Annotated in this window: 13 protein-coding genes; 10 read left to right on the top strand and 3 right to left on the bottom strand. The window is 73.6% G+C overall.

What is annotated here, in order from left to right; genetic code table 11:
- Nucleotides 1-45 precede the first annotated feature (45 nt).
- The 4 genes from OG900_37310 to OG900_37295 all read left to right on the top strand — a co-directional run bounded on the left by OG900_37310 (nt 46) and on the right by OG900_37295 (nt 2555).
- A complete protein-coding gene (locus OG900_37310) occupies nt 46-189 on the top strand; it encodes a hypothetical protein (protein WUH95262.1) in 144 nt (47 codons plus the stop codon).
- Nucleotides 190-439: 250 nt separating this feature from the next.
- A complete protein-coding gene (locus tag OG900_37305) occupies nt 440-697 on the top strand; it encodes a hypothetical protein (GenBank protein WUH95261.1) in 258 nt (85 codons plus the stop codon).
- 217 nt (nt 698-914) lie between these two features.
- Nucleotides 915-1862, top strand: coding sequence for an NADP-dependent oxidoreductase (locus tag OG900_37300; protein WUH95260.1), 948 nt, complete (start codon nt 915-917; stop codon nt 1860-1862).
- 87 nt (nt 1863-1949) lie between these two features.
- Nucleotides 1950-2555 carry a hypothetical protein gene (locus OG900_37295; protein ID WUH95259.1) on the top strand — a complete coding sequence of 202 codons (606 nt, stop codon included), beginning with the start codon at nt 1950-1952 and terminating at the stop codon, nt 2553-2555.
- A 25-nt stretch (nt 2556-2580) separates the two neighbouring features.
- Here the strand turns inward: OG900_37295 and cysS are convergent, their stop codons facing one another.
- Together cysS and OG900_37285 are read right to left on the bottom strand one after the other, a co-directional pair.
- Nucleotides 2581-3972: a cysteine--tRNA ligase gene (cysS, locus tag OG900_37290; GenBank protein ID WUH95258.1), complete on the bottom strand. Its 1392-nt coding sequence runs from the start codon at nt 3970-3972 to the stop codon at nt 2581-2583.
- A 357-nt stretch (nt 3973-4329) separates the two neighbouring features.
- Complete coding sequence (locus OG900_37285; GenBank protein WUH95257.1) at nt 4330-5784, bottom strand: M1 family metallopeptidase; 1455 nt, start codon at nt 5782-5784, stop codon at nt 4330-4332.
- A gap of 682 nt (nt 5785-6466) precedes the next feature.
- On the opposite strand from OG900_37285, the gene OG900_37280 reads away from it, so the two are divergent.
- Nucleotides 6467-7705: a M48 family metallopeptidase gene (locus tag OG900_37280; GenBank protein WUH95256.1), complete on the top strand. Its 1239-nt coding sequence runs from the start codon at nt 6467-6469 to the stop codon at nt 7703-7705.
- Nucleotides 7706-7820: 115 nt separating this feature from the next.
- Here OG900_37280 and OG900_37275 read toward each other — a convergent pair whose 3' ends face one another.
- Nucleotides 7821-8489, bottom strand: coding sequence for an alpha/beta hydrolase (locus OG900_37275; protein ID WUH95255.1), 669 nt, complete (start codon nt 8487-8489; stop codon nt 7821-7823).
- A 160-nt stretch (nt 8490-8649) separates the two neighbouring features.
- Here OG900_37275 and OG900_37270 point away from each other — a divergent pair, with 160 nt between their 5' ends.
- The 5 genes from OG900_37270 to OG900_37250 all read left to right on the top strand — a co-directional run bounded on the left by OG900_37270 (nt 8650) and on the right by OG900_37250 (nt 13579).
- Complete coding sequence (locus OG900_37270) at nt 8650-9450, top strand: helix-turn-helix transcriptional regulator (GenBank protein WUH95254.1); 801 nt, start codon at nt 8650-8652, stop codon at nt 9448-9450.
- A gap of 61 nt (nt 9451-9511) precedes the next feature.
- Nucleotides 9512-10243 (top strand): response regulator transcription factor, encoded by a 732-nt coding sequence (locus tag OG900_37265; protein ID WUH95253.1) that lies wholly within the window; start codon nt 9512-9514, stop codon nt 10241-10243.
- Nucleotides 10230-12311: a HAMP domain-containing histidine kinase gene (locus OG900_37260; protein WUH95252.1), complete on the top strand. Its 2082-nt coding sequence runs from the start codon at nt 10230-10232 to the stop codon at nt 12309-12311. The genes OG900_37265 and OG900_37260 overlap by 14 nt, the downstream gene beginning before the upstream one ends.
- Before the next feature lie 121 nt (nt 12312-12432).
- Nucleotides 12433-12846 carry a hypothetical protein gene (locus OG900_37255; GenBank protein WUH95251.1) on the top strand — a complete coding sequence of 138 codons (414 nt, stop codon included), beginning with the start codon at nt 12433-12435 and terminating at the stop codon, nt 12844-12846.
- 88 nt (nt 12847-12934) lie between these two features.
- Nucleotides 12935-13579: a class F sortase gene (locus OG900_37250; GenBank protein ID WUH95250.1), complete on the top strand. Its 645-nt coding sequence runs from the start codon at nt 12935-12937 to the stop codon at nt 13577-13579.
- Nucleotides 13580-13583 lie beyond the last annotated feature (4 nt).

Below are 13583 nucleotides of genomic sequence, written 5' to 3'. Positions count from 1 at the left end.
ACGCGGTCCGACAAGGACGGAGCCACGTCGAAGCCCTCCGCAGGCGTGGCGGTCCACGTCGGCACCCCGCAGGCCGCGGCACGTACCAGCGCCACGCTCCCGGCGGGCCTGCACACGATCGTGGTGGGCACGCTCTCGGGCCGGTACGCGACCCTCGACGGCTTCGGGATCGACAAGCCGACGCCCTGACGACCCCCGCGGGTCCTCGGGTCCGGCTCGCCGGAACCGGTCGTCCGGTGGACAGCGCGGCCCTCGTGATCATGCCGGCGGGAATCAGCGTGATCGCGGGAGCCGCCCCCGGTGCGGGAGCCGGCCGCCGACCTGTGGGGCGGGCAACCGGCGGGCGCGGTGCGCCAGTACGCTGACCCTGCCCTCGGACTCCCTCGTCGGACGACCCGATGCGGGCCCGGTGGCGGATCGAGGCGGGGAGGGGCGGGCGATGGGCGACGCGGTGGTCGTGGCCGTGCACGTCGGGATGTTCGTCACGGCCGTCGCCGTGGCCCTCCTCGGGCTCCACGCGCTGGTCCTCGGACGTGTGCCGTCCCAGTGGCGCGGACGCAGGGTGCGGCACCCCAGGGTCTGGGGGGCCGGCGGTGTGCTGGTCGTCGCCAGCTGGCGGATCCACTCGGTCCTGCTGCTCGCCGTGGGCGCGGTCCTGGTCGCCGTGGCGTACGCGCCGAGGACGAGCCGGCGGTAGCCGAGCCGCTGCCGCCGAACGGGTGACGACCCCGCCGCGCTGAACCCGCTGCGCCGATTGGCCGGGTCGCGGTGGCAACCCGGCATCGCGGGGGTGACGGTGGAGGAGCGGCGCCGACGCGGAGGATCGCGGACGGGCGCCGGCCGACGCCGACCAGGTTCCGCAGCCGGAGCGCCCAGGAGGGCACGATGACCCACATTCCGACGCCGGTGCGGTCGTGAGCGGCGCGCAGGCGGGCTCCCGGCGCTCGCGGGCCGTCCGCTTCGACGGCTACGGCGACCTCGACGTCCTTTACGTCGCGGAGGTCGATGTCCCGACGCCCGCCGAGGGCGAGGTCGTGGTCCGGATGCGGGCGGCGTCCGTCAACCCCGGCGAGATGGCGATCCGGACCGGCGCACTGGCGGATGTGTTCCCCGCCACCTTCCCCTCCGGGGAGGGCAGCGACCTGGCCGGCGTGGTCAGCGACGTCGGCCCCGGTGTGACGGACTTCGCCGTGGGCGACGAGGTGCTGGGGTGGTCCGACGACCGCGCCAGCCACGCCGACCACATCGCGGTCCCCGCCGGGCAGCTGATCCGCAAACCGGGCGCGATGAGCTGGGAGGTGGCCGGGTCCCTCTACGTCGTCGGCTGCACCGCCTACGCCGCCGTCCGGGCCGTCGGCGCGGGCCCCGGCGACACCGTCGCGGTGTCGGCGGCGGCCGGCGGGGTCGGCACGGTGACGACGCAGCTGCTGCGCCTCAAGGACGCCACCGTCCTCGGCATCGGCTCGGCCGCGAGCGGCGACCACCTCAGGTCGCTGGGCGCCACCCCGGTCGCCTACGGCGACGGCCTGGAGGACCGGCTGCGCGCGGCCGCGCCCGGCGGGATCGACGCCTTCATCGACCTGTTCGGCCCTGAATACGTCGAACTCGCCGTCGCCCTCGGCGTCGCGCCCGAGCGGATCGACACGGTCATCGCCGTCGACGCCGCCAGGAAATACGGCGCCAAGACCGAGGGCAGCAGCGCCGCCACCTCGACGGAGGTGCTCGGCGAACTGGCCGACCTCGTCGTCTCGGGCCGGCTGACGATCCCGATCGCGGCGACGTATCCGCTGGAGCGGGTCAAGGACGCCTACCGGGAGCTGGCACGCCGCCACACCCGCGGCAAGATCGTCCTCGTGCCCTGACCCCGCGGGCGACGCCCCGACGGCCGGCGCGACGACCGGGGACGCACCGCCCGCGGCGGTGCCGTCACGTGCCAGTAGGGTTCGGCCATGGCTTTGCGACCTGACGAGTTCTACGCCCACGCACGGAACGCCGCGGACGGTGAGGGACGGCTTCCGCTGGCCCGCATGGCGGGGTGGGACATCAGTCCCTTCGAGGCGGACGGGCTGCGTGTCGCGCCGCTGCGCCCGCCGGTGCTGCCCGAAGCCGCGCGGCACGGCGAGGACCCGTCGGACTGCGCCTCCTGCCGCGGCCGGGACGAGGGGATCTGGTTCGACGACCGCTGGCGGCTCACCCGGATCACCGGGGTCGGTGTGCCGCTGGTGCTGATGCTGCATCCGCGCGACCACTTCGACCTGGCGGACCTGCCCGACGAACTGGCCGCGGAACTGGGGGTGCTCACCACCCACCTCGCCCGCCATGTGCAGGCGCTGCCGCACGTCGCGCGGGCCCACGTCTACCGCATCGGGGACGGTGGCGCCCACCTGCACGTCTGGTTCTTCGCCCGCCCCGAGGGGCAGTCCCAGCTGTTCGGGTCGTGGATGGTCGTGTGGGACGACCTGCTGCCGGAATACCCCGCGGACGTGGCCGACGCGGACGCGGCGGCCGTGGCGGACGCGCTGGTCGCCTCCTACGGAGGCCGCCGGTCGGCGTGACCATGCGAAGGCCCTTCCCGTGCGGTCAGCCGCGCCGGGTCCAGCGGGAGCCGGTGGGCGTGTCCTCGATCTCCAGGCCCGCCTGGAGGAGCTGGTCGCGGATCGCGTCGGCCGTCGCGTAGTCCTTGCGGGCCCGCGCGGCCTGCCGCTGTTCGAGCGCCAGTCCGACGAGCGAGTCCACCACCGGGTAGACGTCGCCGCCGCGGTCCTCCAGGGCCCAGCGCGGGTCGAGCGGGTCCAGGCCGAGCACTCCGAGCATCGCCCGGACCTCGGACGCCCGCGCGGCCGCGGCCTCCTTGTCGCCGGCGGTGAGCGCGCTGTTGCCCTGCCGGACGGCGGTGTGCACCACGGCGAGCGCCTGCGGGACGCCCAGGTCGTCGTCCATCGCCTCGGCGAAGGCCGGCGGCACCTCCGCCGCGGGCTCCACGGGCCCGGCCTTCTCGACGGCCCGCTGCAGGAAGCCCTCGATCCGCGAGAAGGCCGCCTCGGCCTCGCCCAGGGCCTGCCCGCTGTACTCGATCATCGACCGGTAGTGCGGGGTGCCCAGGTAGTAGCGCAGCACGATCGGGCGCCAGCGCTGCACCATCTCCGAGACCAGCACGGAATTGCCGATCGACTTGCTCATCTTCTCGCCGCTCATGGTGACCCAGCCGTGGTGGACCCAGTAGTTGGCGAAGTCGTCGCCGTAGGCCTTCGACTGGGCGATCTCGTTCTCGTGGTGCGGGAAGACCAGCTCGATGCCGCCGCCGTGGATGTCGAAGGCGCGGCCCAGGTACTTGTGCGCCATGACCGAGCACTCCAGGTGCCAGCCGGGCCGCCCGCGCCCCCACGGCGTCTCCCAGGACGGCTCGCCCGGCTTGACGGCCTTCCACATCGCGAAGTCGCGGGAGTTCCGCTTGCCGGCCTCGCCGTCGCTCCCGGGCTGGCGCAGGTTGTCCATCTCCTGGTTGGACAGCTCCAGGTAGCCGGGGAAGGACCGCACGTCGAAGTAGACGTTGCCCTCGGCGACATAGGCGTGGCCCCGCTCGATCAGGACGCGCATCATCTCGACCATCTCGGGCACATGGGCTGTCGCCCGCGGCGCGTTCGACGGCGGCAGGCAGCCGAGGACCGCGTAGCTGTCGGCGAACGCGCGCTCGTTCTCGTACCCGATCGCCCACCAGGGGCGCTCCTGCGCTGCCGATTTGATGATGATTTTGTCGTCGATGTCGGTGACGTTGTGAATGAGCGTCACCTCGTTGCCGCGATAGGCCAGCCACCGGCGCAGAATGTCGAAATTCAGCCCCGACCTGATGTGCCCGATGTGTGGCGCCGCCTGCACGGTGGCGCCACACAGGTAGATCGAGACACAGCCCGGGGTGAGCGGGACGAAGTCGCGAATCCGGCGTGCGCTGGTGTCGTACAGGCGAATGGTCACGGCGCGATTGTAGTGGTCGCGACCGGTGCCCGGACCGGTGAACAACCCTGTGTTCACACGCGGTTGACGTTCCATCAGGACATCGCGTCCGGCCCGCCGGATCGGAGCGGCATTCAGGCGGTCAGCGCAGGCGGCAAGGAAGAGCGCGTATGACTGTTCTGACGGAATTCCTCCTGCTCGGTCCCTTCGAAATGCGCGTCGAAGGCGTTGCCGCTCCCCTGGGCGGGCCGCAAGAACAGAGCCTCGGCCGCCACGCGGAGGTGATCCCCGAGCTGCTACGCCAGGTCGCCCTCCACCGATCGCCGGCCGCGGCGCGAGGGACTCGGGCCGGGCCGGCGATCGGCGGGTCGACCGCGGTCAGGGCTGGGTGGGCTTGCCCGCCGTGAAGAGCCAGGTGTGGAAGAGGGGGGCGAGGTTCTTGCCGGAGACCTTCTCGCTGAGGGCCGTGAACTGGGCGGTGGTTCCGTTGCCGTAGCGGTGGCTGCCGGCCCAGGCCTTCAGGATGGTGAAGAAGTGGGCGTCGCCGACGGCCGTACGCAGCTTCTGCAGGGTCATCGCGCCGCGCGTGTAGACGGGCGAGGCGAAGATGTTCGCGCCCTCGCCGGGGTCCGCGGTCGGGAAGGCCCACAGGCTGCTGGTGGCCGGGCGGGCGTAGTAGCCGTCGAAGGTCGCCTGGGCGGTCTCGCCGCCGTGCTGCTCCTCCCACAGCCATTCCGCGTAGGTGGCGAAGCCCTCGTTGAGCCAGATGTCCTGCCAGCTGGTCAGGCTCACGGAGTCGCCGAACCACTGGTGCGCGTCCTCGTGGACGATCGTGTCGACGTCCGGCGCGCTGTCGTAGAGGGGCCGGGTCTGCGTCTCCAGGGCGTAGCCCACGTCCGGGGCGTGGTCGACGATCGCGCCGGCCGCCGAGAAGGGGTAGGGGCCGAAGAGCTTGCTCTCCCAGTCGAGGATCGCCGGGATGCGGGCGAGTGCCGGTGCGGCGTCGGCCGCCTCGCGGGGGTCCACCGCGTTGTAGACGGGGATGCCCGAGGCGGTGGTGTACCGCTGGACGTCGAATTTCCCGATGGTGGCGGTGGCGAGGTAGGCGGCCATGGGCTGGGCCTCGGACCAGTGGAAGGTGGTCCTGCCGCCCTTGGTCCGCTGTGACGTCAGCACGCCGTTGGCGACGGCGGTGTATCCGGCCGGCACGGTGATGTCGAAGGTGTACGACGCCTTGTCCAGCGGGTGGTTGTCGGCGGCGAACCAGGACATGGCGCCCTGCGGCTCACCCGCGACGAAGGCGCCGTCGTCGGTCGCGATCCAGCCGTCGGGGGAGCCGTCCGGGTCCGTGACGTCCTCGGGTATCCCGCCGTAGGAGACGTCGACCGTGAAGCTCTCCCCCTTCCTGAGCCGCTTCGCGGGTGTGATGACGAGTTCCTGTCCCGCACGCGCCCACCGGGCCGTCCGCCCGTTCACCCGCACGCCGCGCACCGTCAGCCCTGACAGGTCGAGGTCGAACCTCGTGAGCTGCCGGGTGGCGCGTGCGGTGATCTTCTCGGTGCCGTCCAGCCGCTTCGTGGCCGGGTCGTAGGCGAGGCCCAGGTCGTAGTGCCGGGTGGTGTAGCCGCCGTTCCCCGCGAGCGGGAAGTACGGGTCGCCCTGGCCCGCGGCGCCGTGGCCGCCCGTGGACGCGGGCGCGGCAGCGGCGGTGTTCTCGGTCGTCAGAGCGAAGGAGGTCACCGCGAGGAACGCCACCGCGGTGCCCAGGATTCTGGTGCGGGCGGACCTCCGGCTCGGGCGGGCGGCGGAAACCTCTGCGCGGGCAGCGAGCATTGTGCACTCCTGGAACGAGGCGGGGTCCGAACAAGATCATATGACTGCGGCCACACTTTATGGCGCGGCCCTCCCGGCGACAAGACGCAAAAGCCGGGGGCGCCTCAGGCCCGGCCCTCGCGGGCGGCGATCCAGCCGAGCTGTATCGGTCCTTACGCCTCCGGTGGCGCCGTGCGAGCGGGTGATGTCGACGGTCCGGTGACCCTTGCCGGGGTCGGACACTTGGACAACGTCGCCGGTGAGCAGGGTGACGGTGTGCTGGGTGCCCGCCGCGGGGGCCGCGGACGCCGGGGCTGCCCGGGTGGTGTCGGCCGTCGCCGGTCCGGCGGGCCCGGTCAGCGTCGCGAGAACGGCGAAGAGGGCGGCGGCCGTTGTCGTGGCTGCCCGCCGACCAGGTCTGCGGGGAGGTATGGGGGAGGTCATGCGCCGGTCCTACCGGCCGACGGCGGCCGAAGGGAATGGCGTCCCGCCGGCACGAAAGCGCCACGTCTCACATGCGCCAGGGCGTCCGTCCGGAGCGGCGCCGGCGGCTCCCGGGCCGGGCGGTAGGCTGCGGCGATCCGCGGGCCTTGTCGGGCACTGGGGAACATCGGCCCTGGGGGGGCGCATGAGCCAAGACGCCGCAGTCGCACGGGCGGACAGACCGGGCGTACCGGAACGGGAGTGCCCCGGATGCGGCCGGGTGACGCCCGCCGATCCGCGGTTCGTGGTGTGGTGCGCGGCTTGCGGCTGGAACACCGACCCGCTGCCGCCCGACCCGCCGCAGGGCCGACTCCAGGGCCGTCGGCACCGGATCGCCACCCGCTACGGCGAGCAGCTGTACGCCGAACTGGCCCGCAGCGGGCCGGGCGCCCCGCGCCTGGACGCCTCCGGGATCGCCGCGCACGCCCTGGCCTGGGCGGTGCATCTGAGTACCGTCGCCGTCGCGGTCGCCGGGGCCCTGCTGATCATGACGGGCGGGGCCTTCGCCCTCCAGGTGCTGCTGGGCGCCGTTCTGCTGCTGGTGGTCGTGTCGCTGCGGCCACGGCTCGGGCGGCTGCCGAAGGACGCCGTCACGCTCGACCGGACCGGGGCGCCCGGACTTTACGCGCTGCTCGACCGGATCGCCGCGGAGGCCGGTACCCGCCCGGTGGACGTCGTGGTGCTTGACGCCGCCGTGAACGCGGGCGTGACCGAATACGGGCTGCGCCGGCGCCGGCTCCTGGTGCTCGGCCTGCCGCTGTGGCACATGCTCGGACCGCAGCAGCGCGTCGCCCTGCTCGGGCACGAGTTCGGGCACTACGCCAACGGCGACCAGCGCCGCGGCCTGGTCGTCGGCACCGCGCTCGCCACCCTCGGCACCTGGCACCACGTACTGCGGCCGAGCGGACAGCGCGGCCGCCCCGTCGTTCAGGTCATCGCCGACCTGATCATGATCCCGCCGTGGCTTCTCGTGCTCGGACTGCTCTACCTGCTCGACCACTTCACCCTGCGGGCGTCCCAACGTGCCGAATACCGGGCCGACTTGATCGGCGCCCAGGTCGGATCGGGCGCCGCGGCGGCGGAGTCCACCGACGAACTGCTGCTGGCCGACTCGGTCGACCGGGAGTTGCGCCGCCAGGCGGTGCTGGCCCGTACCAGGACCCGCGGCAGCGATCCGCAGGCCGTGGCGGCGGGCTTGTGGGTCCGCCTCGCCGACCACGCGCGGAATATCCCCGCGCGTGAGCGGGAGCGGCTGCGCCGGGTCGCCGAACTGCGCGGCCACAGCACCGACGCGACCCATCCGCCCACGCATCTTCGCCGCGCGCTGCTGCTGGGGACCGCGAGCGGTATCGCCCCCTCGGTCACCCTCGACGCGGCGCAGGCGGCGGCGATCGACGCCGAGATCGCGCCCGCGGCGCAGCAGGTGGCGCGGCAGACACTGCGTGACATGCCCCTGTGACCCCTGTGACCGTCCGGCCTGCGCGGCCGATCGACGCGGCGGACCCGGCCACGGACTTCACCAAGGCGTGAACGCTGACGCCTCGGTCGGCCGGTGGGGGCCCACCGTTCGCGGCTCATTCGCCCAGCAGAATCGCGGCGACCGCCTCCGGGGCCTCGTGCATCGCGTCGTGGCCGGTCGGGAGGTCGTGGACCAGCCACTCGGGATCGGCCTCAAGCCGCTTGCGCAGTGCGGCGAACGGCGTCCGGTCCTCCCATCCCGAGCAGTGGACGAACTCCCGGCGCGGGACCCGGGCGACCGCGCCCGTGAGCCGGATCGTCTGCAGGAACGCGGCCAGCGGGTGGGGACGGCGGCGGGGATCGCCGCCGTCCGGCGGCCTGACGGCGTAGCCGGTGGCCGCGGCGCCGGTCGCGAAGACCTCCCGGAAGTGCTCGTTCGTCGACGACCAGCACGATTCGCCGTCGCGCGGTACGTAGGCGTCGAGATGCACCAGCCGCGTGATCCGGCCGCCGGCGCGGTCCGCGGCGGCGGCGATCACCATCCCGGCGTAGCTGTGTCCGACCAGCGTCGCGCCGGTGACGCGGTGGCGGTCGAGGTGCCGCAGGACGTCGCCCGCGTGCGTGTCGAGGTTGGCGGTCGCGACCGCCGCGCTGTCGTCGTCCGGCCGCAGACCGGTCAGGGTCAGGGCGTGGACGGTGTGGCCGGCACGCTCCAGCAGCGGGACCACCGCCTCGTAGGACCAGGAGCCCTTCCACGCACCGGGCACGAGGACGAACGTCGCCATGTGTCTCTCCTTGTCTCGGCTTCTCCCGAGCCGCGTCGTGGAGGCGGGCGCCTCCACGGCATGCGGTGCGGTCGGGCGCTTCGCGCGGCCGGGGACCGCTCCGTACGGGGAAAGTCTCACCGGACCGGGGTGTGGCGTGCTACCGCTAGAATGCCAACTGATGCCTTTTCCCCGCCAACCTCGCCCGGCCGCCGGTCCGACGTCATATGTGTGGCCGTCCGGCGGCCGTCACCTGTGGCAGTCCGGCGGAGCGAGCGCGGCGCAGTCGCACGCGCGGGGACACCTGGTCTACGCGGCCGCCGGTGTCCTGGCGGTCCGCACCGAGCGCGGCACATCGATCGTCCCCGCCAACCGGGTCGCCTGGACGCCCGCCGGGTTCACGCACCACCACCGCGCCCACGGCGACACCGACATGCGCATCGTCTTCCTCGCGCCGTCCCTCGCCCGGCTCGTACCCGACCACCCCGCCGTCTTCCTGGCCTCCGGCCTCGCCCGCGAGGTCCTGCTCGCCCTGACCGGCCCCCGCAACCACGAGGGCGCCGACCCCGGTTACAGCCGCTCCGCGCGCACCCGCCTCCTCCGGGTCCTCGTCGACGAGCTCCGCGAGGCGCACGAGCAGCCGCTGCACCTGCCGGAGCCGCGGGACGACCGGCTGCGGGCCGTCGCCCGGATGCTGTACGGGTCGCCGGCGGACAACTCCACCCTGGCCGAGCTCGGGAAGGCGATCGGCGCCGGCAGCCGCACCCTCAGCCGGCTCTTCCGCGACGAACTCGGCATGACCTTCTACGAGTGGCGCACGCAACTGCGCGTCCACCACGCGCTCGTGCTCCTCGCCGAAGGCCACGACACCACCCGGACCGCCTCCGCGTGCGGATGGGCCAACCCCAGCAGTTTCATCGCGGCCTTCACCGACATCATCGGCACGACCCCGGGCCGCTACCGGGCCGACGGCCGGGGCTGACGCCGGAGGGCGATGCCCGCCGCCGCCGGGCACGGCCGTGCGCGCGGCTACCCTCGACCGCGTGTGCGCAGACATCATGGTGGCCGAGGACGACGCGAAGCAGGCCGAACTGATACGCCGGTACCTCGAGTACGAGGGGCACGCGGTCACCGTCGTCGAGGACGGCAGGGCCGCTCTCGACGGGCTCCGGCGCAGGGAGCCCGACCTGCTCCTGCTCGATGTGATGATGCCCAGGGCAGACGGTCTCGACGTCGTGCGGATCCTGCGCGCCGAGCGCCGGGAGGTGCCGGTGCTGATCCTCACCGCCCGCAGCACCGAGGACGACCTGCTGCTCGGCCTCGACCTCGGCGCCGACGACTACATGACCAAGCCGTTCAGCCCCCGCGAGCTGATGGCCAGGGTCCGTACGCTGCTGCGCCGCCACCGCGGGTCCGCCGGACCCGCGCCCGCCGCCGCCGAGGACGAGGCACTGTCGGTCGGCGCGCTGAGAGTCGATCCGGTCCGGCACGAGGTGTCGGTGGGCGGCGCCCCGGTCGACTGCACGCCCGGCGAATTCCGGATCCTCGCCGCGATGGCGGCCGAGCCCGACCGGGTCTTCAGCAGGCAGCGCCTGCTGGAGGAACTGCACGGCTTCGAGAAGTACATCAGCGACCGCAGCGTCGATGTGCACATCATGCATCTGCGCAAGAAGATCGAGCCCGTACCGCGGCGGCCGGCGCGGCTGCTCACCGTCTTCGGCGTCGGCTACAAGCTGACGGACCCCGCCAGGAACGTGCCCCGTGCGTCGTCGTGACACGCGGGCGCGGGTGCGGCTGCCGCTGCGCAGGAGCCTGCTCGGCCGGCTGCTGACCGTCTCGGCCCTGGTGGCCCTGTGCTCGGTCGCCGCCACCGCGTGGCTCGCCGTGCAGACGACCTCCGGCGCGATCCGCCAGGAGGAGAGCCAGAGCCTCAGTGCCGACGCCAACATCTACAACGTCCTGCTGGGATACGCGGCCACCCACCCCGGCTGGGACGGCGTCGGCGACACGGTCCTGGCGCTGGCCCGGCAGTCGCAGCGCCGGATCGCGCTGACCACCCAGGACCGGCGTCCGCTCTTCGACTCGGCCGCCGGCCGCTCCGGCGGTTCCACGGCCGTCCCCTTGCCTGCGCAGTCCTCCGCGGTCGTCGACCCGCTGTCCGTCGACACCGCGCTGGTGCCCGACGCGGACTCGACCGGCGCGGACCGCGTCGATCCGCGCGCGGTCGGCCCGTTCCTGCTCCCCGCGAAGGAACGCGCCCAACTGCGGCGGACCGCCGCGGAGAGCGTGGACTGCCTGAGCCGCATGGGCATCGCGGCGGACATCGTCCAGGGCGCGAGCGGGCGTCCCCGTATCAGCTTCGTCAGCGACTCCGCCGACGCCGTCCAGGCCGACAAGTGCCGGAATTCCGCGACGGACGCACCCACGGCGACCGAGAAGAAGGCCCTGCTCTCCCTCGGCCTGCTCGCCGACGCCTGCATGAAGCGCCAGGGCCGTACGGGCGTGACGCTGAAGCTGAACCCCGACCTGTCCTGGGACCGGGGATACGGGCAGCCCGCCACCGGCGGGCAGCCGAGCGCGGTGCCCGCATCCGATGCCCGAGCGGACCTGGTGAAGAAGAGGGCCGCGGACCAGCAGGCGGCAACCGCGAGGGCGGCCAAGGCGAGAGCGGCGGGCGACTCCGACGGGCGCGCGGGACCGCTCGCGGAGCCCGTACCCGCCGCCCATGCCAGCGCGGACGACCGGGCCATCGCCTCCTGTGTCGACAGCGCGCGCCGCGAACAGCTCACCGCCTATGTCGCGGCGCCCGCGCTGCTGTTCATCGACTCCCCCGCCGCGGTCAGCGTGCCCGGGTTCGACCTGTCGCCGTCGAACACCGCCCGGATCGCGGGGGCCACCGCGCTCGTGCTGCTGCTCACCATCGGGGTCTCGGTGATCGCCGGTGTCCGGCTGGTACGCCCCCTGCACGCGCTCACCGGCGCCGCCCAGCGGATGCGGCAGGGGCTGGAGTCGGCGCCCGTGCCCGTCGGGGCCGACAACGAGATAGGACGGCTGGCGGCGACCTTCAACGACATGGCCCTGCACCGCTCCCGCCTCGAAGAGCAGCGCAAGGCCATGGTCAGCGACATCGCCCACGAGCTGCGCACCCCGCTGAGCAACATCCGCGGCTGGCTGGAGGCGGCGCAGGACGGCCTGGCCGAGCCGGACCCGGCGTTCGTCGCGTCGCTGCTGGAGGAGGCGGTGCAGTTGCAGCACATCATCGACGACCTGCAGGACCTGGCGGCGGCCGACGCGGGCACGCTGCGCCTGCACCCGGAAGCCGTACTCATCGACGACCTCCTCGGCCAGGTCGCAGCGGCGCACCAGGCGCGGGCCGAGGCGGCGGGCGTCTCGCTCGCGGTCTCCGCGGGGGCGCCCGGGGAGCCGCGGCCGCCGCTTTTCGACGCCGACCCGGTCCGGCTGCGCCAGGCCGTGAGCAATCTGGTCTCCAACGCCGTACGCCACACACCGCCCGGCGGCACGGTGACGCTGCGGGCGTACGTCACCGATTCCGCGGACGAAGTGAAGGAGGCGGACCGTCCGCGCAAAATCGAGGGGAAGGTGGTGGCCGTGGAGGTGGCCGACACCGGCAGCGGCATCCCGGAGCAGGACGTCCCGCACGTCTTCGACCGCTTCTGGCGGGCGGAGAAGTCGCGCACCCGCAGCACCGGGGGCAGCGGCCTCGGCCTGGCGATCGTCCTCAAGCTCGCCGAGGCCCACGGCGGCACGGCGAGTGTGGTGAGCGTCGCGGGGCAGGGCTCGGTCTTCACCGTACGGCTGCCGGCGGCCGGCCGGCGGCCCTGATGCGATCAGCATGACTTCCTGACAACTTCCTCACACCCGGTTGCCAGTGTGGGGCCACGCCCGGAAGCGGGTGCCGTCCGGCATCCGCCCACCACTCGCCGGGCTGGAACTGGAGTCGCACATGCCCCACCACCTCCGCCTGCGCGTCGCGGTCCTGACCGCCGTCGCGTCCGGCGCGCTCCTCGTCCCCGCGGCCGCGGCGATCGCCTCGCCCGCGCCGACTCCTTCGGCCTCGGCGCCGACGGCGCGTGACAAGGCCGCCGCGGACAAGGCCAGGGCCGCCAAGGCCAAGGCGCAGTCCGCGGCGCCCGCGACGTCGCGCGACCAGGCCGCCGTGCAGAAGGCCAAGGACGACGCGGCGGCCAGGGCAGCCAAGGCGGTCCCGCGAGGCGCCGTCGCCGCGGGCGAGGCGCCGGCCGCGAACAGCGGCAGCGATGTCAGCACCCTCGTGACGGCCGCGGCCGGCGCGCTCCTGCTCGCGGGCGCCGGCACCGTCGTCCTGCGCCGCCGCTCCGCCGACCGGCGTCAGGGCTGACACGGCGTCCACCCCGGCACGACAGTGGCGCCGCCCTCGGCAGGGCGGCGCCACCGCGTCCCCAACCCGCCCAGTTCTGGAGCCCGTTGTGTCCTCCGCTCCGCCTCAGGTACGGCGCCCGCTCGCCCGGCCGGCCGCCGCAGGCCTCGCCCTCGCGGTCCTCACCGTGCTCGCCGGCTGCTCGTCGGCGCCCTCCGGCACGACCGCTCCGACGGCCCCGCCGGCACCGCCCTCCACTGCCGCCGCCGTCGCCGCGGGCAGAGCCGCGACCACCGCTCCGGTCCGGCAGCCCCCGGCACCCGTCAAGGTCGCCATCCCCTCGATCGGGATCTCCGCGCCCCTGATGAAGCTCGGTCTCCAGGCGGACGGCACCCTCGAAGTCCCGCCGCCCGACAAGGGGATGACCGCCGGCTGGTACACCGGCGGCCCGGTGCCGGGTGAAGCCGGGCCTGCCGTCATCGTCGGCCACAATTCCACGCGCTTCGGCAAGGCCGTCTTCCACGACCTGAAGGACATCGCCAAGGGCGCCGACATCGCCGTCACCAACGCCGGCGGGCAGGCGGCGCACTTCACCGTCACGGCCGTCGAGAGCGTCAGCAAGAAGTCCTTCCCGACGCAGGAGGTCTACGGCCCCACCGCTGACCACGCCCTGCGGCTGATCACCTGCGACGGTGCCTTCGACGCCCACGGCCACCCGGTGGACAACCTCATCGTCTACGCGACGCTGGACTGAACCG

The sequence above is a fragment of the Streptomyces sp. NBC_00433 genome (assembly GCA_036015235.1).
Taxonomy (GTDB): domain Bacteria; phylum Actinomycetota; class Actinomycetes; order Streptomycetales; family Streptomycetaceae; genus Actinacidiphila.
This window is presented reverse-complemented; position numbering and strand designations above follow the sequence as displayed.